The sequence below is a fragment of the Chryseobacterium sp. MEBOG06 genome (assembly GCF_021869765.1).
GTDB lineage: Bacteria > Bacteroidota > Bacteroidia > Flavobacteriales > Weeksellaceae > Chryseobacterium.
Genome location: NZ_CP084580.1, coordinates 3929689 through 3954916, shown reverse-complemented (window position 1 = coordinate 3954916; position 25228 = coordinate 3929689). Strand labels below are relative to the sequence as shown.

At 35.2% G+C, this 25228-nt stretch carries 20 protein-coding genes, 1 pseudogene and 1 riboswitch; of the genes and pseudogenes, 3 read left to right on the top strand and 18 right to left on the bottom strand.

The genetic code is table 11. The features are described 5' to 3' along the window. Nucleotides 1–111: 111 nt before the first annotated feature. From LF887_RS18075 to LF887_RS18030, 10 genes are all read right to left on the bottom strand, one after another. Complete coding sequence (locus tag LF887_RS18075; protein WP_236855646.1) at nt 112–513, bottom strand: hypothetical protein; 402 nt, start codon at nt 511–513, stop codon at nt 112–114. A gap of 123 nt (nt 514–636) precedes the next feature. After that, nucleotides 637–1197: a hypothetical protein gene (locus tag LF887_RS18070; RefSeq protein ID WP_236855645.1), complete on the bottom strand. Its 561-nt coding sequence runs from the start codon at nt 1195–1197 to the stop codon at nt 637–639. Nucleotides 1198–1217: 20 nt separating this feature from the next. After that, on the bottom strand, nt 1218–4778 hold the full coding sequence (locus LF887_RS18065; RefSeq protein ID WP_236855644.1) for a DUF6443 domain-containing protein: 3561 nt from the start codon (nt 4776–4778) through the stop codon (nt 1218–1220). A gap of 6 nt (nt 4779–4784) precedes the next feature. Beyond that, nucleotides 4785–8129: a hypothetical protein gene (locus tag LF887_RS18060; RefSeq protein WP_236855643.1), complete on the bottom strand. Its 3345-nt coding sequence runs from the start codon at nt 8127–8129 to the stop codon at nt 4785–4787. Between the two features lie 4 nt (nt 8130–8133). Continuing rightward, complete coding sequence (locus LF887_RS18055; RefSeq protein ID WP_236855642.1) at nt 8134–9753, bottom strand: T9SS type A sorting domain-containing protein; 1620 nt, start codon at nt 9751–9753, stop codon at nt 8134–8136. A gap of 577 nt (nt 9754–10330) precedes the next feature. Continuing rightward, nucleotides 10331–11395, bottom strand: coding sequence for a tetratricopeptide repeat protein (locus tag LF887_RS18050; RefSeq protein WP_236855641.1), 1065 nt, complete (start codon nt 11393–11395; stop codon nt 10331–10333). A gap of 94 nt (nt 11396–11489) precedes the next feature. Continuing rightward, nucleotides 11490–11747: a hypothetical protein gene (locus LF887_RS18045; protein ID WP_236855640.1), complete on the bottom strand. Its 258-nt coding sequence runs from the start codon at nt 11745–11747 to the stop codon at nt 11490–11492. A gap of 202 nt (nt 11748–11949) precedes the next feature. Further along, on the bottom strand, nt 11950–12471 hold the full coding sequence (locus LF887_RS18040) for a GNAT family N-acetyltransferase (protein WP_236855639.1): 522 nt from the start codon (nt 12469–12471) through the stop codon (nt 11950–11952). Nucleotides 12472–12501: 30 nt separating this feature from the next. Next, complete coding sequence (locus LF887_RS18035; protein ID WP_236855638.1) at nt 12502–12894, bottom strand: VOC family protein; 393 nt, start codon at nt 12892–12894, stop codon at nt 12502–12504. Nucleotides 12895–12933: 39 nt separating this feature from the next. Continuing rightward, nucleotides 12934–13719: a hypothetical protein gene (locus LF887_RS18030; protein ID WP_236855637.1), complete on the bottom strand. Its 786-nt coding sequence runs from the start codon at nt 13717–13719 to the stop codon at nt 12934–12936. A gap of 104 nt (nt 13720–13823) precedes the next feature. Here LF887_RS18030 and pafA point away from each other — a divergent pair, with 104 nt between their 5' ends. The 3 genes from pafA (at nt 13824) to LF887_RS18015 (ending at nt 18826) form a co-directional block, all read left to right on the top strand. Beyond that, on the top strand, nt 13824–15470 hold the full coding sequence (gene pafA / locus LF887_RS18025) for an alkaline phosphatase PafA (protein ID WP_236855636.1): 1647 nt from the start codon (nt 13824–13826) through the stop codon (nt 15468–15470). Nucleotides 15471–15714: 244 nt separating this feature from the next. Further along, nucleotides 15715–15893, top strand: a riboswitch (cobalamin riboswitch). A 31-nt stretch (nt 15894–15924) separates the two neighbouring features. Next, a complete protein-coding gene (locus tag LF887_RS18020) occupies nt 15925–17751 on the top strand; it encodes a TonB-dependent receptor plug domain-containing protein (protein ID WP_236855635.1) in 1827 nt (608 codons plus the stop codon). A gap of 19 nt (nt 17752–17770) precedes the next feature. Next, the gene (locus tag LF887_RS18015; protein ID WP_236855634.1) at nt 17771–18826 is read left to right on the top strand and encodes a YncE family protein; all 1056 of its coding nucleotides are present in this window, start codon (nt 17771–17773) and stop codon (nt 18824–18826) included. Nucleotides 18827–19001: 175 nt separating this feature from the next. Here LF887_RS18015 and LF887_RS18010 read toward each other — a convergent pair whose 3' ends face one another. From LF887_RS18010 to gldC, 8 genes and pseudogenes are all read right to left on the bottom strand, one after another. Beyond that, a complete protein-coding gene (locus tag LF887_RS18010) occupies nt 19002–20420 on the bottom strand; it encodes a CCA tRNA nucleotidyltransferase (RefSeq protein ID WP_236855633.1) in 1419 nt (472 codons plus the stop codon). A 118-nt stretch (nt 20421–20538) separates the two neighbouring features. Next, nucleotides 20539–20802 carry a nuclear transport factor 2 family protein gene (locus LF887_RS18005; RefSeq protein WP_236855632.1) on the bottom strand — a complete coding sequence of 88 codons (264 nt, stop codon included), beginning with the start codon at nt 20800–20802 and terminating at the stop codon, nt 20539–20541. 106 nt (nt 20803–20908) lie between these two features. Then, nucleotides 20909–21457, bottom strand: coding sequence for an L-threonylcarbamoyladenylate synthase (locus LF887_RS18000; RefSeq protein ID WP_236855631.1), 549 nt, complete (start codon nt 21455–21457; stop codon nt 20909–20911). Between the two features lie 243 nt (nt 21458–21700). Continuing rightward, a pseudogene (tnpA, locus tag LF887_RS17995) lies at nt 21701–22129 on the bottom strand (IS200/IS605 family transposase). A 356-nt stretch (nt 22130–22485) separates the two neighbouring features. Beyond that, on the bottom strand, nt 22486–22998 hold the full coding sequence (locus LF887_RS17990; protein ID WP_236855630.1) for a DinB family protein: 513 nt from the start codon (nt 22996–22998) through the stop codon (nt 22486–22488). A 111-nt stretch (nt 22999–23109) separates the two neighbouring features. Beyond that, nucleotides 23110–23556 carry a GNAT family N-acetyltransferase gene (locus LF887_RS17985; protein ID WP_236855629.1) on the bottom strand — a complete coding sequence of 149 codons (447 nt, stop codon included), beginning with the start codon at nt 23554–23556 and terminating at the stop codon, nt 23110–23112. 62 nt (nt 23557–23618) lie between these two features. Beyond that, nucleotides 23619–24791, bottom strand: a complete 1173-nt coding sequence (locus LF887_RS17980) for a cystathionine gamma-synthase (protein WP_262912480.1) — start codon at nt 24789–24791, stop codon at nt 23619–23621. Between the two features lie 105 nt (nt 24792–24896). After that, the gene (gldC, locus tag LF887_RS17975; protein WP_236855627.1) at nt 24897–25220 is read right to left on the bottom strand and encodes a gliding motility protein GldC; all 324 of its coding nucleotides are present in this window, start codon (nt 25218–25220) and stop codon (nt 24897–24899) included. Nucleotides 25221–25228: the final 8 nt, after the last annotated feature.

Here is a 25228-nt window from a genome sequence, read left to right as displayed (position 1 = left end):
CGAGGGTTTATGGTTATCAGCGCAAAGTCAGGAGGCTTTGCACAGCGGGGGGGCCAATAATAAAAACAAATAATATCTTAATCTTCTTTATATTTACCCTCATATATTAGGTTATTTAGTCTCACAATCTTTTTCCATAAAGTATTGTATTTGATATTTATCTGTAATAAACTTATCACTTTTAAAATACATTGCTGTCGCATTTATTATTGATTGTCTTCCTTTTGGTAAAAAAGATATATCCCGATTCGATTTTTTAAAAAAGGCATCAAAAAATCCAATTAGATTCTTATCTTTTTCATCTCCTACATCGTAAATTATTAAAGTTCCTTTATAATCGTAAACCTTATATTGATCTGATAAGTTATCATTATAATTCATTTCTGAAAGTGAAAATATAATATCATTACCACATCTTTTAACATAGGAAATTTCTAAAAACTTAAATTTTCGATCTTTAATTATTTTATCCATATAATTATAAAAGCCTACATCTTTTTTAGCATATTGCATATTTATTGATAAACAACTAAAGTTTATTGTCAGCCAAAATAATATCAATATATTTTTAGTCTTTTTTAAATTTTCCTTCACAGGATTTACTTACAGGATTTATTAAACTTTGTATTTCTATTATCACCAACACTCATAATGATCTTTCCATTTCTTACTCTCAATTATTTTAGTTTTATCAAACTTAAAATAGTATTTGGTAATTGTCCCACAATATTTAGGACTTCCTATAAAGAAAGGAACAACGTCTATTCTTAATTGATTATGCTTAATTTCAGAAAATATTGCCGCATTTAAAGGACCATTTGGAGTTTTTTTATATTGTACAACATTATTAAATACAGTACTAAATTGTGAATTTAGCTCCCAGTTACCATTTAAGTTTTGCTTTGACAAATCCTTAAGATTAGAATCTTTTCTTAACGGTTTTATTTCTCCTTTCTCTGATAAAATATTTTTATAAATATTGCTACTATCTTTTTCATCCAAAGGATTAGCATATACCAAGTCATAAATATATACTCCCGAAACATCTTTTCCAAACTCTTGTTCTGAAACTTCTTTACTAAGAAAGTCTTTATCTACAAATTCATATGCTTCTTTATATCTGATTTTTGATAACGAACTACAACTAATAAAAGCTAGAATAATTATTGAACACTTAGGTATTTTATGGATTTTCATTTCTCTATTTTTAAAGGTCATTATTTTTGAAGGGTTTTGATAAATAAATCTTTCTTTGAATTAACTTTGGATGGTCCTGCGGACTTTGCCTCAGTACTAAACGGATAAAAACTCGTTCCACCTTCAACTAATGGAGAATATGATTTTCTTTGACCAAATGGCAATACAAAATTTCCAGATGCATCTAATTCAGTTCTGATAACATTCATTTTTTTAACATTATCTCCTTGTAAACCATATATGGACGATGCTTGATATTCTGTTCCATCACTACCAACAAATCCGTCTATTAGATTATTATATTTATGACTAATTTCATGAAGGGTGACCATTCCATATCCCAGAGTTAAAGGGTTTAAAGACTGACTAGTTCCTGCTATAAAACTATCTATTTGATCAGTATTTATATTCAAATCATAGATTTGCGTATAGCCTGCCTTTCCATCTATTGTTTCTCCTCTACCTCCGGCCTCCACTATAGAAGATCCTCTTGTGTTATCAGAATTAACCTGATAATCTGCTCTATGGTTATCAATAGCTCCCTTTAATATATCTCGGGCTGTTTTACTTCCTCCCATGTTCTCACTCTCTTTATAAGAAAGCTTTCCATCACTTCCCACAGATAAATCTAAACCTGTTTCTTTACCTAAATCACTAACAATTTTATTTTGCGTTTCTGTTGAGATATTTTTCCCAAATGTTATATCATAATTTTGCATTCCATCCGGGTCAATAAACCTTATTGGGTTATTATAGGCATAAGTATAGGTGCTCCAACGCCGAGATGTTTCTGCTAGCGGATCTATCACACCCCATCTTCCTAAATCTGCCATATAAAATCTCGCTCCATAATCATACATTCCTGTCTCCTGCAACTCCTTGCCGTTGTACTTGTAGCCTTTATATCCTCCTAAACTGGATTTAGTTCCGCCTATGTGGTTTGCTCCAAAAGCGTAGTAGTTATTCGTATCTGTAATTTCAATGTTGCCTTCACTATTTTTAGCATAACTTACTCTTGCATTTCCTAAATGATCTTTATATTGGTAAATATAGCGATTTTCTGTAAAGCTATAAAAACCTTCTGAAGTTGGTACAAAATCCAATAGCCAGCCTAGGGAACCCAAAAGAGGAGGGTCAAGAAGGATTGGATCCTTAAATGCCTCCTGTTCATAGGCTACACTTGTTCTACACCATAAGCAAGGCTGTACAGTTTCCAAAAAACTATATTGAAAACCGTCTAAATAATCAGTATATGAATATGAGGTAGATTGACCTCTTCCTCCTCCTGATTTATTTGTTTTTCGGAGTTTTGTTCCGTCAGCACGATATAAATAGCTTAAACTGAAATTTACATTTGTACCAAACGGATCTGTCTGGCTAATTGCAAAACCATCAGGCAGGTTCAGATGATTATAAGCAATATTCTGAATTCCTTTATCCTTCATCGTAATCATACTTCCGTTCAGGTCATAATCTATGATATTATTACCTCCTTCATAACCGGTATCATTCATGGCATTTTCTATCACTTGGGTCAGGCGGTTGCCATTATAGATATAATCAAGATTATCGACCAAAGTAGCCGTATTTCCTTGCATAGATGCCGCTGTACGCTTGAGATTACTGATGTTTCCATTCAGGTCATAGGTCAGGTATTCGTCAAAATTACCGCTGACTCCGGTTCCCGGTTCTTTATAAAAAGCATTGGTAAGCCTGTTTAGGGCATCATATTCATAAACATATCTTTTGAGATTGTTTTCAGAACTGTTATTCCAGTCAACTTCTGCGATATTGCCATTGAATTTCCCAGTTGTCGATGGGTTTTCAGGGGTATTGTATTTGATCTTATATCCAAAAAGTTTTCCGTTCAGAGCAGCAGGATCATTGATCTGGGTCATCCATCCCTGGATATTGTATTTATAGTCCATCTGCTGAAGCGGGGATGCGGCAGCAATTCCTCCTACTTTCTTAGATTCCAGCTGGGAGAGTTCATTGTATTTATTCTGGGTAAGATATTCAACAGCATTATTATCTACCTGATGTTTATGTACCAATAGCCTGTTTTGTTGATCGTACTCAAACGTTTCTGTTAGCACTCTTTCTGAATCTGAGTTTAGGCGCTTGTGTTTAGTAATAACCTGTTGGGGAGTGCCTGCAAAATCCAGCTTGGATTCGGTATGGGTATACCCTCCCAAATGATTGATAGAGTGAGTGCCAATCACTCTTCCTTTCTGATCATAGTAGGTGTAAGTTTTTGTCCAGCTGTCATCCTCAATATTTTTCACAAGGCTCATCACAGGCAGTCCTTTGGTATTTCTGCCGTCTGGGGTGAGAGTATCTGTTAAAATCGTCATCTCAGGAGTATTGGCAGGAAATGCAGGATTGAAGCTGTATACCGGATAGGTATCATAATAGTTTAAAGACAATAAAGTAACCCAGGATGAGGATTTAGGATAGGTAATGTCGGAATTTCCGTAGTAGACATCCATTCCCTGTCTGTTAAAAGCTACCGCGTTTCCACGATTTACATTATTGGAGCCAAAAGTATTGACTTCGTTCTGCTCTGTAGCTCTTGTTCCTCCTGTATTAATTCCGGTATAAGCGACTCTGCCAAACTGGTCATATTTGGTGTACAGCCACTGTCCTTTGGATTCCAGTTCAGCATCACGGGTTGCTGCAAGCCTGTCCTGCTTGTCATACACCCTATATTCCCAGCCTTTACCGGGAAGTTTTTTTTCTACCAGCCTGCCTCTTCCGTCATAACGGTACTGATAGGCCAAAGCATCATGTTCCGCCATACCCCAGGTCTCTAACTGAGAAAGAAGCGGAGGAATTACAAAAGCTAACTGATTATATTCATTGTAAACATAATACGTATCTGCATTTTTGGTTACACTGAGCTCTTTTCTGACTAATATAATCTGGCCCTGACCGTTTTTAAATTCAATAGTTTTGTTTCCATCTTCATCGGTGACTGTATTTTTGTACAATTGGGCTTCGCCATACATCCCGTTATTACTGATTGATGAGAACGTAGCTCCGTTCACCCAGCTGGAAGAGGTGGCAAATTTCCTTACTTTATCTGTCGTGATATTGGCTTCATAGCCAAATTTCACAGGTTTAACAGCCCAGTCTGTACCCACCTGAATCTGCTGCTGAATCCGGTCTAAAGGAGAATTTTCCAGTATTTTCTCTGAATAGATCTTCTCATTACCATACACTGATGGAGCGTTACCCAATGGATTGGGAACAATAGCTCCGTTTGAAGTGTTTCCCTGGGGAACGGGAAGGTAGTCTTTTACCTGTCTCCCAAACTGATCATATTCAATATGGGTAACAATATCTTTTCCTAACGGTGATGCTTTGATATTCACGACCTGCCTGGGTCTGCCCAAGCCATCGAAGTACTGAACGGCCTGAACCTGTCTGGCATTGGCATCACTCTGGGTTTTAGGTTCAAGGTAAGTCCTTGTGTAGATATAATTTTCATTGGTACTGCTCAAACCGGAGGGCAGCTGTACCTGTGCTTTTACAGTGTAAGTTATTAAAAGAACACCTATAGGAATTATTAATTTTTTCATCACTTCTTAGTTTTTATAGTTGTACTTTATTTCCTTCAGGATCTTGCCGTCCATATCGGTTACTTTTTCCAGTCTATTGGCTGAATCATACAGATAATTTTCTCTGACCCCAGAAGGAGGGGTAATGGTTCTTACTCCTACTAATGGATCATAGGTATAAGTAGTGATTTGATAATTAGGTAAATTGTCTCTGAATGTTTTTAGAGCTGTAAGAAATGCTGTCTCATCGTTATTCATTCCAGCATCGGCATCGGTGTTGGAAGCTATCACTATAGCTGATATCGAATTTTCAACCTGATTATAAGTAGCACCTTCTATTTTAGCGATAGGTCGGGTATTATTATAACCCCAGATAATACTTACAGGAATACCTGCTTTGCTGGTATACTGCTGTAAGTTTCCTTTTGAGTCATATTGATCATAAGTAACTTCTGTAGATACTAAATTACTTTGTAAATCTGTGGATAATAAAGAACTTGGAAGTAAGTTCAAAGGGTTATCATATTTTGTTTCGGTTTTAGAAAGCATTTTGGAGGCAGCCCCAATAGTTTGAGTGGTTTCAGTTTCCAGAGGGATGCCAATCATATTGGCATTGATCAGACGCTGATTCCCTTTTTCATGGGCATAGCGGTAAGTGACCTCTGTAGTACTCTGATCCGGAAAAACAGTCTTCTCAGAAGTCAGCTGGTGATGGGAAGGATTGGTATAGGAATATTCGGTTGTGGTAATAAGTTTTTTATAAGCAGTATCATTTTGAACACTAAGTAACACATTATCAAAATATTGTATACTTTTACTATTCTTCAAAAATATTGAGTAAATATTTTTGGTCATGGAGTAAATATAAAGATTAGATACAATTCTTTCCGGAAAAGAAGTTAACAAGCTGAAAGCTTCTGTTCCTGATAAATCATACACCTGACCTCTCGGTTCAAAATCGTAATTATATTCTGTTTTTTTATCTACGAAAAGCTGATTGTTTTTATTTATAATAATTTTGTTGGTCAGAACTTTACCATTATAGTCTTCATAAAAAAATGCTGTCCTGTACCGTTGGAAGAAATTATTTGTTAATTGTGAAAAATCAACAGTGTCGCCCAAATAATACTGGCTATCAGGCTGTTTAAAAATGGAGGTAATATCAGATACATTATTTACAAACACTTTCTCTTCACCTCCTTTTTCAAAATGATCTCCTCCATAGCTTATGGTAGTTATAGGATAGGTAAAAGGCTGGACTATTTCATTATCTTTAAAATAATTTAAAGGTTCTGATGCTATTGATGTATTATTATATGTTTTATAATAATAATACTCATTTTGTAAAGGCAGAGATGAAGTACAAGATGTTGCAAAATAACTGATTATTTTATAGTTTTCGTAATATAAATTACTTGGTAAGATATCGTTATTGTCTATATCTTTGAAAGCCGAATAATATATTCTTTTGATGTTGGAAATATCATTATTCATCCCTACATCATAGGTTTTTTTTAATCTTAGACCTGATATGTATGCTCTGTTATAGCCATGCGTTCTGTAACCTAGACTAAAAGTTCCGTTATAATTAACATTGGGTTTAATCTTTAATGATAATTTTAATATATACTTCTTAGCAGGATCTGTAAGAAACTGAAAATCGGCATCTTTCATACGGTATCCATTATTGATATCTTCCTGTGAAGTTCTTGGCAGGAAAACACTCTCATCGAATAATACATCACCTGAGATTTTATCCATTATTTTAAAATTGACCTCAAGGATAGTTGTTAAAGAAAGAATATCAAATTGTCGGATTGACAGGTTGATACTTACTTTATTATCTGCCACTCTGCTACCGTCGAGCTCTGATGTATATTCCTGGATAGGAGCAGTATGCGGACTGTTAATGACTTCACCTTCTACATGTTCGCTGGTGGGTGTTTTTTGAGGAATAGCTTCGTATTCGAATTTAGTTTCTCCTTTTGTTGGATATTTAATGGAGATTAAAGTCCCTTTCTTGGCAAATTCAAAATTTGAAGTCCTGTCAGCAAGGGTCCCTTTATTAAAATTAGAAGGGAAATTTTTTGTATTATTTAACAAATCTAAATCAGGTATATAAGATAAATTCATCTTATTATTGAAATAACCGAATACATCCACATTATAACTGTTCCTATCCGGTAAGCCAGTAGGGTCATCATATGAAAAGGCGTACTCATTATCATAGAGCAGATTATCTCCCTGATAATTATAAAATTTCATTTTCGTTAAATAAAATCTTTCAAGCACGGAAGAATTAAGCGCAGAATACTGATTAAGATATTCAAACTCTACTTTCTTAATTTTTTTATTTGCATTATTGAGGATTTCAATAGAAAAAAGTTTTTCATTCAGGGTATTATCCGGATTTGAATAATTAAAAATAATTTTTTTATCTGTACTTGTTATTGAAGCCAATTGTTTTGCACCATTTATCCTTAAAATATTATCAGTCTTAATATCTCCCGGTGCGTGTGAATTTTCATTCGTGCATCCATATTCCGAAATTGATTTACCTTCAATGAATTTCGTCTCGTATTTAGGAAATAATAAAGCTTTTCCACCCAAATTAATATATCCGAAATTAATTTCATTTCCTGCAGGATTAGTAATTTTCGTTAAATAAAAACTTGTTATTCCGGAATATATAGGAGTTTCTCTTTTCCATGTTTTTTCCGTTGCCCCTTCTCCTCCAAAATAATATTTTATACCTTCGTTAGTGGTTAAAATAAACTGGTGGGTAATCTTAAAATCACCTACCGTCTGAATTTTAAACTGGTTATTTTGAGTAAGGAGAACAGGATTTAAATTTTTATCCAGGTAAAATCTGCCCGTTAAACCATTTACAGACAAGCTGAAAATATCAATCTGATTATCATAAGATTCATTTGTGAAATATGACTTTAATAATGTTGAATTACTGGAATTATCAGTAATCGACAATAAGCCATTAAGTTCAGACAGGTTGTTGAAAATAAGCCTGTCAGAAGGCAGATGCATTTCATCAGGCAGATCATTAATAGTTCTTGTAATAACACCTCCGGCGTTTAATAACCAGCTGACGCCTACGTTATTAGAGATATCGTTTACTTTAACACCTAAGCTGGCATATACTAGATTTATACTATTAGATAGATCTTTTTCTTTTATTTCAGCGATGGGAATATTGATCTGTGCCATGCCTTTATACTCATTTAAGGGCTGATTTCCATATCTGATCATTTCCTCGGCCTGAGGAGATGGCGGAACTATATTTGTTATACCCTGCTGCGCTTGAATAGTTTGCCCGACAATTGCCACTGTCAGGCTTAACAATATTATCTTTTTCATGTGTTTATTTCTTAATCAATTTAGTATTCGCCGTTTTATTCGTATCCGTTTTTATCGTCACCAGATAAGCGCCCTGAACCAGTGCCTGCGTATTAATCTTGGTTACTTTATTCTTTGTTTTCAAGCTCTGAAGCTGCCTTCCGCTCATATCATACAGCATAATATCAGCCTCTTTAAAATCAAAGCCAATTTCTACATAAGCATAATCAGATACCGGATTCGGATAGATCTTGATATCAAATTTCTCCATTAACTGATCAACCTGTTTGTCTCCCAGCTTCACAATCTTCCAGTTTTCTTTGCCCAGTTCTGTGGCACTGGTACCTGCCAGAATAATAGAGCCGTCTCTGTTCAGTTTCAGATCTGAAAGTCTCTCTTCTTTCTGTCTGGATTCTCCTTTTACATACTTTCTCCATTGTTCATTCCCATTATGATCAAGGTATAAAATCCAGAAAGTCTCGTCATTTTCTTCTATTCTTCCTTCAGCCTGCGTATATCCCCCTATAAGCAATCCTTTAGTTAGGTCCTGGTTCCTGGCTCTTGAATCTTGACTCTGAATGACACTCATTCCCATTAAGAGATCACGGTTCCCAAAATTGTAAGATTTCTGCGACTGTTCTTCACCTCTCTCGTTTAAAAAAATCAACCACAGGTCAGTACCCTCTTCAATGCCTACCGTTTTGTTTCCTGATATTTCTGATCTGGATTCACCTCCGATAATGTATCCTGTGGAAGTCAAAGCAAGCGTTCTGATGTGATCATCACCTTTGCCACCAAAGTTTTTTTCCCACTCAATTTTTCCGTTTTTATCTATTTTAAGAACCGTATAATCTCCTTCACCGAAATTGTCGCTTTGCTTTTGTACAATAGTCAGGTGTCGGGTGTCGGATGTATTTTTGGCATCTTTTATGGGAGATGTCTTACCTTGTACCGCTGAACTTCTGGAATAAATTCCGAGTAAGGCTCCGCCGTCTTTCGTTGGGATCATTTTTTCAACTTCATCAAGTCCTTTTCCGCCCCAGATTAATTGGGACAGTTCTTTTCCGTCTTTGTCGAGCCTGATGATCAGGACATCTTTAGAACCGTAACCTTTGGAAGAATTCTGAACATTTCCGGCCACAAAAAATCCTAAATCCGTGGTTTGAATAACCGCTCTGGCTTCCTCGTCAGCGGCAGTACCTAATGTTTTCTGCCAAATCTCGTCTCCAAATTCATTGATTCTGATTAACCAAATGTCTGAATTTCCTTTAGAATCTTCTTTTTTGTCAAGACCTTTTCCTGAATGCGAAGTCCCTGTGACAACGAATCCACCTTCCTGTGTAGCGACTGTTGCAGACAGATAATCATGATTGGTTCCGGAGAAATATTTCTCCCACACCTCTTCTCCATTCTGATTTAATTTGACTAATCTAAAATCGTAACCGTTATTGTGTTTGCTGCCTGAAGCCTGAAGCTTATTGCTTTGAATAGAACTTCCGCTGATCAGATACTGACCATCAATGGTAGTAGTCACCTGGCTCAGAAAGTCCTGTGTTGAAGATTTCAGATCCTTCTGCCATAAAATTTCCTGGGCTGATCCCAGAATAGCGCATAAGGTAAATGCACCGAGGTAGATTTTTTTCATTCCCGTGTTATTTTTTGAGTTAGTAATTAGTTAATAAAATTTTTTTAATATATTTTAAGATTGTGTTAATGCGATTTAATGTGAATTTTATCACCAGACTGGGTATTATATTTTCACCAATCGCTGATCTTTGATGTACAAATCTATGACTGTAAAGCGACAAATTACGTCGTTTTATAATGGAATAAGCAGCATCAATTTGTTAATTCTTAAAGACAAAATTACATATCTAATCACTTAATGTAGAATTATATTGCATTAATTTTATTTAACTGCCTCTTTTGTAAAATTGGGGTGAGATTGGTTAATAAAATAAACCGAAAGAAGAAAATTTTACAATAAAATCATTTTATTATAGATGTTAATGGATTGGTTATGAGGTTGGTATTTGGATTTTAGCCTGAGGGAACTAATTGGATTTCTGAATCAGGGACAAAGGTGGAGGAGCATACCTATAGTTTTTAAACAAATACTAAATTCCATATGGTAGCCGTTCAGGTAAGTGAATAAAGTTATTTCAACATTCTGAAATTATAAGTTTGTACTGCTTCCAGCACAAACTTATAATTTCAGAATGTTATTTTATCTGATCAGATAGGTACAGACTGCTTTTGGTAATCTTAAGAAGATTTGCCTCTTCAGTATACCAGTTTACAAATTTGTCGTATTCCGGCTTATTGTTTGTCTGCCATTCATTAAAAGCCTCCTGATCTCCCATTTGAAAAATGTAATGATTATAAGCATTAAACAGGTCATTGTTCTCCATTGTTTTATGATAGCTTAATAATACATTTGAAGGACTGTAATTATTATTGAAATATTCTTTCAGTAATCGTCTTCTGATGGATGACAGCGTTTCCAGATTAATTTCTTTCTCTCTAGCTGTAGCCACTGCAAAGTGCCTGCTGAAAACGATACAGAAAGGAAGGTTATCAGGCTTGCTATTTTTTTCAATAATCAGTACGGCCTGGCAGAGATCAATTGTAGTATCCTGGTTCGTGAATTTTACAGCGCTTTTATAACTGTTGTATAAAAGTTTACTCATTTCTTTCGAACGGGAAGTAGTACGTTCCAGATTTAAGAAAATCTCACCATACATGAGACCGTACAAAATATCTTTAGAGTTAAGATATAATTGAGAAATTCTGTAATAATTTGATGGGTACATTGGTTCTGCTCTGATCCCTTTTTCATAGGTTTCAACAGCTGCTTTTATTTTTCCCTGAGATTCCAGAACAACACCTTTTTCCAGATATAATCTTCCGGAAGCAGGAAATTTTTTTAACCCTTCATCATAACTTTTTATTGCCTGTTCAGGATTACCGGAAAGATCATAAGCATTTCCGAGTAGTGCATAATAATAGTCATTGATATTGGAATAACCTTTGATTTTTTCCAACAGCAATATCGCATTTTTGTAATCTGTTTTTTTGATATAGGCTAAAGCAATCTCATAAGGGTAAGTATAATCTTCCGGATCTTTTATTTCACATTCTTTCAATATAACTATAGCTTCGTCATATTTTTCTTCATCAATTAATTTGACTGCATCATATACTTCTTTACACTTAAATGTAGTTTTTTGAGCATTAATGAACGAAAAAGCAGCTATCGCAGTGATAAGAAAGATTGTTCGTACCATGGAATTTCAGATATTAGTTTTCATGCAAAGATGCATTTTTATCTCTTAAATAAAAAGGGCGGTAAAGACCGCCCCAATTATCTGACAATATTTTTTATCCGTATACACAACCACATCCTGTTTCCCATTCCTGGCAAAAACGCATAGGCTCATTACAGCTGCTGCCGCCTCCGCCTCCAGGATTACTGCCGCCACCTCCGCCACCGGAAACTCTATAGCAAGTACCATTACTACAGTAGTATGAACCGGAGGTGGGAGGACAATAGCCGTCCATATCACAGAATGCATAGGCACTATCACCTCCACTAATTAATACAAGCTGACTTCTTTTTAATTTTTTCAAATTTTTCATAGTAAGTAATGTTTAATTTGTTGATTACTAATATATAAAAATATTAAAACACTTATAAGTGTTTTAGTTGAAAAAGAGTAATGAATTACTAGGAACCCTATTTACTTTATTCAGCCTGCATTTATACTATATATTATTTCTTATTGGAGTGGAAGTTCTGATAGTGTTTAATTATAACTGCAATAAAAATTTTTCACCATAATTAATCCATATCTAACGTCATGAAAAGAGCTATTTCTTCGGGATTTTCATATAACCTTGTATTCAGCCCTGTAATATTGAATCCCATTCTTCTGTAAAACTGAATAGCAGGGTAGTTGGTGTTTTGGGTTTCAAGTTCAATGACTCTGCTTTTTAATTTTCTGGCTTCTTTAATGGCGCCTTTAATCAGTTGGATTCCGATTCCCTGTCGTCTGTGTTTTTCGTCAACTAAAATATTTTCAATATAAAAACTGTTATTCCATGCTCTCTGTTCACAGATGATCCAGCCTGCCAGTTCTCCATTGATATAGGCACCAAAAGAATTTCCTTTTTCAACAATATGATTAAGTTCTTCAAGTTCATCTGAACCGGTTTCCCAGATTTTGCTATATGAAATCAATTTTTCTTTCAAAATAAATTCAAAAGACCCTGCCAGCTCAATAGACGAAACTGAATATATTCTGTCTGTGGTATAGCCATTATGCCCCCAGTTTACGCTGGGGTTATGCACTAGTTTTTCCAATGTTTTTATTTCCAAAATAGTCCCGCTTAATTATTTAATTTCTGTACAGATTTCTATAAGATAATGATCAGGATCTGTGATATAGGCGGTTTTTTGTCCCCACGGTTTTACTGTAATATCTTCATAAAGAACAGCCCCGTTTTGAATGGCCTTTTCGACCAGAGCCTCAACGTCATCTGTTACAAATCCCAGTTCTATTCCAAAAGGTTTGCTGCTTGTTTTTGAGGTTAAAAACCCCTTCTTTATATTGGAACCGGCCAGATCAATAGAAGCAAATGACAAACCTGTTTCTCCGGTAATCAGCTCTCCGTAATCTTTTTCAGAAGTAATGAACTTTATTTCTGCATTGAATGTGTTTTTATAAAAATTCATAGACTGCTCCACATTTTCAACGTATAGAATAACATATTTGAACTTGATCATAATATCAGATTTAGTAATGAGTACTGAATTAAAATTGTTTTATTTATTTAAAATATAAGCTTCATCCACCATCAGTTCTACATGAGGCCCGTTCAATGGATAATAAGTAAGACCTTCAAGATGTCCAAAATTTAGAAGCGGGTATTTTTCTGTAAGATATCTTATTTTACTTCCAAAAGAATTGATATGAACTTTTTGAATGGTATCTTTTCTCTGTCTGCCGTTGGAGAAAAAAAGCATCAGGTTACAATGGTTTTTAAAATCAAAATCGTGATAGTAAAATACATGAAGATTTTCTTCCCTGCAGATCTGTACCAAATCTTTAATGAAGTTTTTTTTATGATCTAAAGGCAGGTTACAGTCTATTCTTATAGAGTAATTTTCAGCATTACTTTTCTTAAATTCCGAACCTGTCATCTGAATAAACCGATGTTTTATATTTTCAAACGCTTCTCTTTCCGGAGACCAACTTTTAGTGGTTTGGATTTTGAAAGGAATACCGGAATCCAGTAATATTGCATTTTCATGAATCAGTAATTTTTCTATTTCAGTGGCGAGCTGGAAATGATAATCAAAAAGCTGACGGTCCGAAATGTTAATAATCAATTGATTTTCATTGATATTAAGAAGTATGAAGCTTTCTTTGAACTGTTTTTTCAGATCTTCCAGCTTTTGGATAAAATTGTTAATATGATCAACCTGTACTCTGGCTGCCAGATTTGCTTCATTATCGATATGACCTCCATATCCCTCAAAAAAATTAAAAAACTTGAAATGGTATAAATCTTCAGGAAACTTAAAATACCAGTATACTCCTAAAATCATGGTTGGTTGAGTTGATGAATTGGATAAATATCAAAATTAAATAAAATTTCACACTCCAAGACTTTCAAAACCCTTAAATTTGTCTTCAATAAAAATTTACTTGGATGCTTAGGAAAATTTCAATTGCGGCAGTTACTTTTTTGTCCGTAGTTACAATCAATGCACAGAAGAATAAAAATACCCAGCTGGAAAGACCGAAATTAGTGGTGGGTCTGGTCGTAGATCAGATGCGTTGGGATTATTTATACCGTTTTTATGGCAAATTCGGAAATGACGGTTTCAAAAGACTGTTGAATACAGGATATTCTTTAAATAATGTACATATTCCATATGTTCCTACTATTACAGCTTTGGGGCATACCTGTATCTATACAGGTTCTGTACCGGCAATTCATGGTATTGCAGGAAATGACTGGACAGATAAAGAAACAGGTAAAGGTGTATACTGTACGGCAGATGAAAGCGTTCAGCCTGTAGGAACCACCAATACAAAAATTGGCAGCCACTCTCCCAAAAACCTTTGGTCTACCACAGTAACGGATGAGCTGAGACTGGCAACCAACTTCCAGGGAAAGGTAATTGGTGTTTCTCTGAAAGACCGTGCCTCTATACTTCCGGCAGGACATACGCCAAACGGAGCTTTCTGGTTTGATGACAGTACAGGGAATTTTATTACAAGTACATGGTATATGAATGATCTTCCTCAATGGGTAAAATCATTCAATACACAGAACCTACCGGAAAAACTGGTAGCAAATGGCTGGAATACCTTACTCCCGATCAATCAGTATACAGAAAGTGCGCCTGACAATTCTCCATGGGAAGGATTACTGGGAAGTGCAAAGACCCCTACATTCCCTTACAGCAATCTGGCTAAAGATTATCAGGATAAAAAAGATAATATCCGCTATACTCCTTTCGGAAATACGCTGACACTGAAGCTGGCAGAAGCTTCTGTAGAGGGTGAAAAACTGGGTGGTGACAATATTACAGACTTCTTGGCAATTAACCTTGCTTCTACAGATTATGCCGGACACAAATTCGGGCCTAACTCTATTGAAGTGGAAGATGTTTATATCAGATTAGATCAGGATCTGGCAGAATTCTTTAATTATCTGGATTCAAAAGTTGGAAAAGGAGAGTATACTGTTTTCCTTTCTGCTGACCATGGTGGAGCACACTCTGTAGGATTCCTGAAAGAACATAAGATCCCGACAGGTTTCTTTGGAGAAGGAGCTCAGAAAGATCTTAACCAAAAACTGAAAGAGAAATTCGGAGCTGATAAATTAATCAATGCCATCGATAATTATCAGATCTATTTCGACAGAAAAGTATTGGCTGACAGTAAGCTTGAATTAGATGACGTAAGAAACTTCGCCGTTAAGGAGCTTGAAAAAGACCCTACTGTTTTATATGCCGTTTCTGTAGATAAAGTTCAGGAAGCAAGTATTCCGGAACCTATCAAACAAAGAATTATCAACGGAATCAACAGACAGAGAAGTGGTGATATTCAATTGATTTCTCATGACTCTATGCTTCCTCCATACTCTAAAACAGGAACTACACACAGTGTATGGAATTCTTATGATTCACATATTCCATTAATCTTTATGGGATGGGGAGTTAAGCAGGGAGAAAGTAATAAGGCCTATTATATGACCGATATTGCTCCTACTGTTTCTTCATTACTTAAAATTCAGTTTCCAAGCGGAAATGTTGGAAATCCAATCACAGAGGTTATTGGTAAATAATTGAACAAAATGATTCGATCATATAGAACTGCCTTCATTTGAAGGCAGTTTTTTATTTTACTTATAAAGGTTAATTTACGCTTTAGGAGTGTTGTTCATCAAATCATTAGTAGAGATGATCTTTCGAATGGCTGTTTTTGATATTGAGAACAGTCATTTTACTTTTGTTTATTTTAAAGAAGAATCTATGGGAAAAGAAGCCGTGGTTTGCAGATTGGTTTTTTGGCTAATAGATATAAAAAGTTATCTTTGCAAAAATTTTGGTTTCCAGTATATTGGAATGAAAAGGGAATCGGGTGAAAGCCCCGGACTGTCCCCGCAACTGTAAATCGCAACTAAAAGTTTCTGCAAGCAGCCACTGTATACAACGGGAAGGTGCAGAATGCGAAAGTCAGGAGACCTGCCAGAGTTATAACCAAAAAACATATTGCTTTCGGAGGAAAAGTAAAATAATATGGATATAAAAAGATCTTTAGCACTGCTTTTTTCATCTTATGGCTGTTTTCTTTTCGGACAAGAGAAAGCCATTGATACTATTTACATCTTCGACAACCAGATGAACAGGGTAAAACTCTTTCATCCGGTGAAAACCATTACAGCCGAAGATACAGAGAAAAATTCTACTAACCTTTCAGAACTGCTCAGGTTTCAATCTCAGGTTTATATTAAAGAAAATGGACGTGGGGCTGTTTCTTCACCTTCTTTCAGAGGAACTACTGCACAGCAGACCGCCTTTGTATGGAACGGAATTAATATCAATTCCAACTTTCTGGGACAAGGAGATATCACCAATATGCCTCTGTTCGGATATGATCAGATCGGAATAAAAGCTGGTGGCGGAAGTGTGGTATACGGAAGTGGAGCCATCGGAGGAAGTATTCACATGAACAATACTCTTGATTTTAATAAGGGATTTCATGGGGGACTATTTTCAGAGGTTGCCTCTTTCAATACGTTTAATAACTTTGTTAAAGGATCTTACAGCAATGACAGGTTCAGCTTTAAAGCTTCAGGAAATTACTCTGTAAGTGAAAATGATTATAAGGTAAGCGACCTTAATTATATCAACAGGAACGGAAATTATTACAATACTACATTTAATGCAGGAGCTTCCTACAAAATAACTGATGAGCATAAAGTTTCGTGGCAAAGCCAGTTTTTTGACTCTTCACAGCATTATCCTATCTATGAAGAAACCGCAACGAAAACGAAATATAAAACCCAGAGTGTAAGAAGCCTTATCGCATGGGACTGGAATAAAACAAAATTCAGCAACTCTTTCAAAGCTGCTTATACAGAAGAAAATTTTCAGTATTTTGGAGCTTTGGATCTGCCTAAATCAAGCGGTGGCACAGGGAAAAACTATATTTTGAAAAATGATTTCAATTATTTTCTGAATTCAAAGTGGAATATCAATCTTATTGGAGAATTTCAGGTCAATAAAGGAGAAGGTTATAAAAGTGGAATAGTAGATGTAAGCAGGAATGTAGGTTCTGTTTCCGCATTGCTAAGATATTTCGTAACAAAGGACCTGCGTTTTGAAGGTGGGTTTAAAAAGGATTTTGTAGAAGATATCAATTCTCCGGCTTTGTATTCTTTCTCAGGAAAATGGAATACTTCAAAATGGTATAATGTAGGGCTTAATTTATCCAAGAATTTCAGATATCCGTCATTTAATGATATCTATTATGAGCCGGGAGGGAATAAGGATCTGAGACCGGAAACCTCTGTTCAGGTAGATATGAACCACGAGTTTAAAGTGAAGAATTTTAAACTTACCGTTTCCCCTTATTATATGGGAGTGACCGATCTTATTGTATGGCTGCCTACAGCTCTTGGGTATTGGCAGGCTTTCAACGTTAATAAATCCGAATCATACGGATTGGAATCTCAATTGTCTTTTAATAAACAATTGGGGAATCATAAGATTGGGCTGAATGCCGGGTATTATTACACGAGATCAATTGATAAGGAAACCCATAAACAGATGCCTTACGTTCCTATACATAGAGGAACGGCAAATGTAGATTATGAGTATAGCTTCCTTAAATTCTTTGCACAGGGACTATTGAATGGGGGTACTTATATAACAGGTGATGAAGATAGAAAAGCCGCAATTGATTCTTATTTTATTTTAAACGCCGGCATTTCTGCGACGGTTTCCAAAAGATATACTTTAGGAGTTAAAGTGAATAATGTAACAAATACCTATTATAAAACAGTTTCTTTTTATCCTTTGCCTAAAAGAAATTACAGCGTTTATGCAGCAATAAATTTTTAAAAATTAAAATTAATATATTATGAGAATAACCAGAATTTTAACAGTGCTATTTGCATTTGTACTATTGTTTAACATTTCTTGTAGCAGTGACAATGAAAGTTTTGAAATTTCGCCAATCACGTATCAGGATGGGTATTTTATTTCTAATGAAGGAAATTATACTTCCTATGGAGCTAATGTAATGTTCCTTACAAGAGATTTAAGCCTGAAACAAGATAATATCTATGCTTATAATAACAACAATGAAATATTGGGGGATGTTCTTCAGGCGGTAGGTCTGAATGGAAATAGGGCTTACCTTGTGATGAACAATTCTAATAAAATTGTAGTGGTGGATCGTTATACTTTTAAGAAATTGGGTACAATCACAGATCAGATCAACAATCCAAGAGGTATTACCTTCGCGAATGGATTTATCTATGTAGCTAATACCAATTTCTCTACCAATGTTAACAGTGTAACGAAGTATAAAATTTCTGACCTGTCATTTGTAAAGAAAATCGACTTTACTGAAGTTGCAGATAAAATTGTAGAAGCAGGTGGAAATGTTTTTGTACAGAATGCTTCATCAGGGTATGGAAATAAGATTACTTATATTAATACAGCTACTGATAATAAGACTGAGATTACTATCCCAAATGGTCAGATTGGTAGAACAGTTTCCTATAACTCTGATGTGTATACGATTTCTTCAACTACAACAGATTCTTATATCTATAAGGTTTCAAGCACAGGAGTTCTGACTCCAGTTATTACATTAACGGGAATTCCAAACGCTACAAATCTTCAGATTGATAACGGGAAATTCTACTTCAGTTCTGCAAATAAAGTATATACTACAAGTGTAAGCACTCCTGCTGTTCCTAGTAGTCCGCTATTAACTGCAACAGATGGTGGCCCTTATTTAACTTTATACGGATTTACGGTTGTAGACGGAAGAATCTTTGCTTCAGATGTTAAGCAGTTCAAAGCAAATAGTGGAATGACGGTATACTCTGCAAATACAGGGGGTGTACTCAAAGTTATTGAAAATACTGGTGGTATAGGAGCTAATGGAACCTATGTAAATCCATAATAGGCCATAATAAAATACAGCATATGAAAATATAATTTTTTATTTTTTTTCATCATTTGTATTTTTTGTCCGGGCGGTTTCTCAGAAACCGCCCGGGTTTGTTTTAATAGTAGATACAAAAAAGCCCGGCGGGATGGAACATCCCGCCGGGCTCTTTATTTATTTGTCAATAAGATTATAGTGTTAATCCCAACTTTTCAGCCTCAGCAATTACAAACTTGGTAGCCTCTTCCTTTTCATTGGGAATCTCGCCTTCAAGAATAGCTTCTTTTACCTTTTCTTTTAAAATTCCAATCTCACGGCCTGGTTTAAGGTTAAACATTTCCATGATTTCCTCACCGGTAATAGGCGGTTGGAAGTTTCTTACCTGATCCTTTTCTTCTACCTCTTTTATTTTTACCGCTACATATTCAAAATTTCTTTTGAATTTATCCTGCTTTTTAGAATTTTTAGTGGTGATATCAGCCTTACATAAAGTAAAAAGATCTTCAAGATTTTCACCGGCATCAAATAAAAGCCTTCTTAATGCAGCATCTGAAGCATCGTCTGTAATCAAAGCGATAGGACGTGATGAAAGCTTTACCATTTTCTGAACATACTTCATATCACTTCCCAAAGGCAGTTTCAGCCTCTGAAACAAAGCTTTAACCATTTTCGAACCCAAAAATTCATGCCCATGAAAAGTCCAGCCTGTACCTTCCACAAACTTTTTCGTAGGAGCTTTTCCTATATCGTGAAGCAACGCCGACCAGCGCAGCCAAAGGTTGTCCGTATTCACAGAAATATTATCCACAACCTCAAGTGTATGGTAAAAATTATCTTTGTGAGTCTGACCTTCCACCTCTTCCACACCCTTCAGTTCAATAAGTTCAGGAATGATAAGTTTTAGCAGGCCTGTTTGCTCCATTAAGCTTAATCCTACGGAAGGCTTTTCTGATAACATGATTTTATTGAATTCCACCATGATTCTTTCCATAGAAACAATCTTGATTCTCTCAGCTTCCTGTTGTATTGCCCGCAAAGAATTCTCTTCTACCGTAAAATTTAAAGTAGAAGCAAAACGTACTGCTCTCATCATCCTTAACGGATCATCAGAGTAGGTTTGAGCTGGCTCTAAAGGCGTTCGTAAAATTCCCTTTTCAAGGTCGTCAATCCCATTGAATGGATCGATAAGTTCACCAAAATTATCCTTATTTAAAGAAATAGCCATCGCGTTGATGGTAAAATCTCTTCTCTTTTGGTCATCCTCCAGACTTCCACCTTCTACTTCAGGTTTTCTGCTGTCTTCTGTATAGCTTTCTTTTCTTGCACCCACAAACTCCAGTTCAAGTTCTTTGTACTTGATCATCGCAGTTCCGTAGGTTTTAAAAACAGAAACCTTTAATTTTGGATCAATATCCTGAGCAACATTCTGGGCAAGCTCAATACCGCTTTGTTCCGTTACAAAGTCTATATCCGTAGAAGCCTTTCTTTTCATCAGAAGGTCACGAACATATCCACCCACAATATAGACAGACTGGTTGTTTCTTTCTGCCGCTTCAGAAATAATTTTAAAAAGTTTTAAATTCTTATTTTGGTTAAGATTAATTTTCATCGTTAATAATAGTGTCAATTTCTACCAATGGATCTCATTAATCATAATGAGCATACATTTTACTAATTTTTCCTTCTTCATTAAAAAGCATGACCTCTACGGCATGCTTGTCCATAATCTACTTATAAAATAATGCTACAGAATCTACTCCCGCTGTTGAACGGATCAAATCGAAATGGAGATCCGGGAATTTTTCCAATGCCGTTCTCCAGTATTCACGAACTGCTTTTTTGCCTTTTAAAGAGCTTTCTTTACCTCCGGTAGCCAGGACTATCATTGGAGTTGTAATCTCAATATCTTCAGAATAATGGGATAGGATATCCTCTAAATCATGAGAGTTCCAGGCATCTACCCATAGCTTAGCAAATTCTTGATGATTCATAGCCTATATTTTATGAGTTGAGTTTGCAAAGATAGAATTAAAAAAAAGAAATCCTGCCGATGCTTACCGCCAAGACTCTAAAAAATAAACTGATCAGTAAAGGTTTTTACTCTCTAAGAACTTTTATCCTGTTGTCACTCCATATTTTGATCACCGAAGAACCTGAATATTCAGATACTTTTTCTCTATCTTCTTCCACGGCATAATCCACAAGACTGATCATCTCTTCAGAAATATCAGAAAATTTCAAAGGGCTTTTCTCACCACTGAAGTTGGCAGAAGTAGAAACCAATGGCTTATTCAGTTTTGAAATCAGTTTCTTGCAAAAATCATTCTTTACAAGGCGAATACCGATACTCCCGTCTTCCGCAAGAAGCTCTTTAGGTAAGCCTCTAGGGTTTTCATAAACTATAGTCACAGGTTTTTCACTAAGATCAATGATTTCCCAAGCCATTTCCGGAACATCCACAAGATCCTGGAGTCTTTTTTCTGACTCTACAAGGATGATCATAGATTTATTTTTTTCACGTTTCTTAATGTCAAAAATTTTATTGACCGCCTCTATATTAGTAGCATCACAGCCAATTCCCCAGATGGTATCTGTAGGGTAAAGAATAGTTCCGCCAGACTTTAATATTTCGATAATGTTTTCCATAATTTTACCTGAATTCAAACCAGTCTATAAAGGTAGAGAATCTGTGAAATTTGGGCAAAAAAATAAGATATAAATATGATCGGTTTTATAAGTTTCGGCTAAAACCAATGAAGGGGAATTTATTTTTAAATGAGCATTAGGCTATTCCTATTAATGGGTATTGCGAATATTATTCAATAGGAATGTTGCGGTTTTATCCAATTCAACAAAAAATAAAAAAGAAATTTCGGCTTTAGCTAAAACTTATATTTTAAAATGATATTTTTCAATAAACTCTTTATATTCATCGGTATAACTTTTTTTCTGATGATGTTTTTCCTGATTTTTAATATAATTCCTTACAGAGTCTACGATTGATTCAGAAACTGAAACTGCAAAATACTCATCCTGCCAGGCAAACTTTTCTTTTGTGAGATGGTTTTTATTAATTCAATAAGAAGATTCACCTTTTAATAATTGTACAGTTTTTTCAATATTCTGATTGGCTCCAAGAGAAATTAAACAGTGGCAATGATCCGAATATCCATTAATCATATCTAAAAAGATTCCTTTCTCTGTAGCGTATTCTTTAATATGTTTCCAGACCTTTATTCTTACATCGAAGGTGTTAAGAATTGGAGTTCGGTTTCTTGTTGAAAAAACAAGATGGATATAAATTTTAATAAATGACATTTGCGTTGTTTTTATCAAATATAATATTTTAAAATTATGTTTGGGCTGAAGCCAATGGAGGGTTTGCTTATATGAAAAACGGGCTAAAGCCCGTTCCTATTGATGTTTTTATTGTGAATGTGTTAATTGATTAAAGTAATTATGGTATGCTTGTGAAATTTAATATAATTTAAACTACATTTTGATATGGATGTAATTTTCATGCTTAAAATAGTAATATCATATTTATTAAAATCGATATAAGCTGTTAAATATTATATGCTTAATAATAATACCATACATTATCAAATTCAACAGAAATGGGCTTTAGCCCATTTAAAAACTAAGAAAAAAATCCTCTGGCTTTAGCCAAAACTTTACATCCATCCTAATTTCAATAAATACCTTTCCTCAATGATATTAAGATGATGATAATTATGACCTACAATGAGTTTTCCTATGGTTTCTACCGATATTTCGTGGCCATTGGCCATACCTGTATTATGTAAGGCAGAAGGTTGAAGAGTTTCCAGCAGGATTTGAGACGATCTTCTTACAAGTTTGTATTCTTCCAATAGTGATTCTAAAGATCTTTTATCCGCAAAAGATTTTTCAGCATATTCATTTTCATCAAAACCGGGAAGATTATTTTGATCTCCTCTGGCAAAAGCTAATATTCTATACTGAAATACTCTTTCCGTATCTGATAGATGCAGCAGTACTCCTTTCAATGTCCATTTTCCTTTCGCATAGGCAAATGTAGATTGTTCTTCTGTAAGATTAGAAAAAATTCCTATGGTTTTATCTGCTGATTTTTTTAACTCTCCTAACAAGTTATCAGAAGGAATAAGGTCTAAATATCTCTGAATATATTTTTGAAAATCTGTCATTTTTTTATAGTATAAGTTGTGAATAATGTTTTGTAATATGAGGTCTTAAGATACGAGTTACAAGGTACAAGATAAACAGTAATCATAAATACATTATACAATATATATATATTATGAATTGTTCCACTCGTAGAAATTGACAGAGTCGTAAAGTTTAAATCCGCAGGATGGGTATAACTGATTTCCAATGTCGTTACCTTTCCCTGTTTCCAGTAAAATTCCACAGGCTTTTGAAAATCTGCATAATTCTTTAGACTCCTCGACAAGTTTTTTTGAGTAACCTTTTCCTCTGTGATTAGGATTAACGTATAGATCATTCAGCAGCCAGTAGCGCTGCATTCTTGTAGATGAGAATATGGGGTATAATTGTACAAAACCTGTCAGTATTCTGTTTTCTTCTGATACAAAAATTTCAGAGTCTTTATTGTCAAGTCTTTCTCTTAGAAAATTTTTAGCTGCAGAAATATCAGATTCTTTATGATAAAAGACTCTGTATTGATCAAATAGTTCTGCCAGTTGAGGTAAATCTGAGATAACTGCTTTTCTTGTGTTTTTCATATTGGGTGGTGATAATAAAATGAGAAGGATGATTCATCCTTCTCATTTCAGTTTATTGTATATTAAGAAAAAGCTTTTTCCAGATCTGCTATAAGATCCTCAGCATCTTCAATACCTACGCTTAAACGAACCAGGTCATCCGTGATTCCCAGTTCAGCACGTTTTTCAGCGGGAATAGACGCGTGAGTCATTAATGCAGGGTGATTAGCTAAAGATTCAACCCCTCCTAAAGATTCAGCAAGTGTGAATACCCTTACCTTCTCTAGGAATTTGATTGCATCTTCTTTCTTTCCGGATTTGAAAGTGAATGAAACCATTCCTCCTGACTCCCTCATCTGAGATTTTGCCAGCTCATATTGAGGATGAGATTCCAGTCCTGGATAGATTACCTTATCTACAGCAGGGTGAGTCTCAAGATATTTTGCTACCGCAAGACCATTGTCAGAATGTCTCTGCATTCTTAAGGCTAGTGTTTTGATCCCTCTTAATACAAGATAAGAATCGTGTGGTCCTAAAATACCACCACTGGCAAACTGAATGAAGTGAAGTTTTTCTCCCAATTCAGCATCTTTAGCAATAAGTGCTCCTGCAATAACATCAGAGTGCCCACCAAGATATTTGGTAGCAGAGTGCATTACAATATCAGCACCCAAATCAATGGGTCTTTGAATATAAGGAGTAGCAAAAGTGTTATCTACCGCTACTAAAATATCTTTTCCTTTAGCAATTTCTACAACTGCTTTGATGTCTACCAGCTTCATCAACGGATTGGTAGGAGTTTCTACCCAGATAAGCTTTGTTTTATCAGTGATAACATCTGCAATTTTAGAAACATCATCAAAATTTACGAAAGTAAACTTTAACTGATATTTTTCAAAAAGTCTGGTAAACATTCTATAGGTGCCTCCATAAAGATCATCCACTGCAACTACTTCATCACCTGGGTTTAACAATTTCAAAACACAGTCGATTGCTGCAAGACCTGAACCGAAAGCCAATCCTCTAGCTCCATTTTCAATACTTGCTAAAGAATCTTCCAATGCCTGTCTTGTAGGGTTGGCTGCTCTTGAATATTCATATCCGGAATGTACTCCCGGGCTTTTCTGTGCAAACGTAGAAGTTAAAAATACAGGAACATTTACAGAACCTGTTGCAGACTCATGATGCTGCCCTCCGTGAATTACTTTTGTATTAAAATTCATAATTTTTTGCTTTAGGCTTTGAGCATTAAACAATAGGATATATTGCTTAAGCTGATTGTTTTTATTAAAATTTGCTCTATAGCTGAATACAAAAAGCTTACCGCTTACTGCCTGCAGCTCGTTGTATATTGTGTATTTTTACTTAATGGCAGACTTTACAGCAAACTCCTCAGCAATTTCTTCCAGCCACTGTGCTACATCCTCCTCTCCGGTAGCTCTCTGGTAAGTATTTCCTAAAGAAACTAAAATCTGGTGGATAAACATCTTCATTTGATCTACAGGCATTTCTTTCGTCCAAAGGTCAATTCTTAAAGCTTCCATTGTTTTTTCGTCCCATACTGAGATCATTGTTGCTTTAGTTTCCTCCTTTTCAATACCTCCATCCTGAGCATTCCATGTGATGCTTTCCGGGATATGGTTTTCATCAAGCTCTACATCTATCGTAATCTGAGTCTTTCTCATTTTTTCTA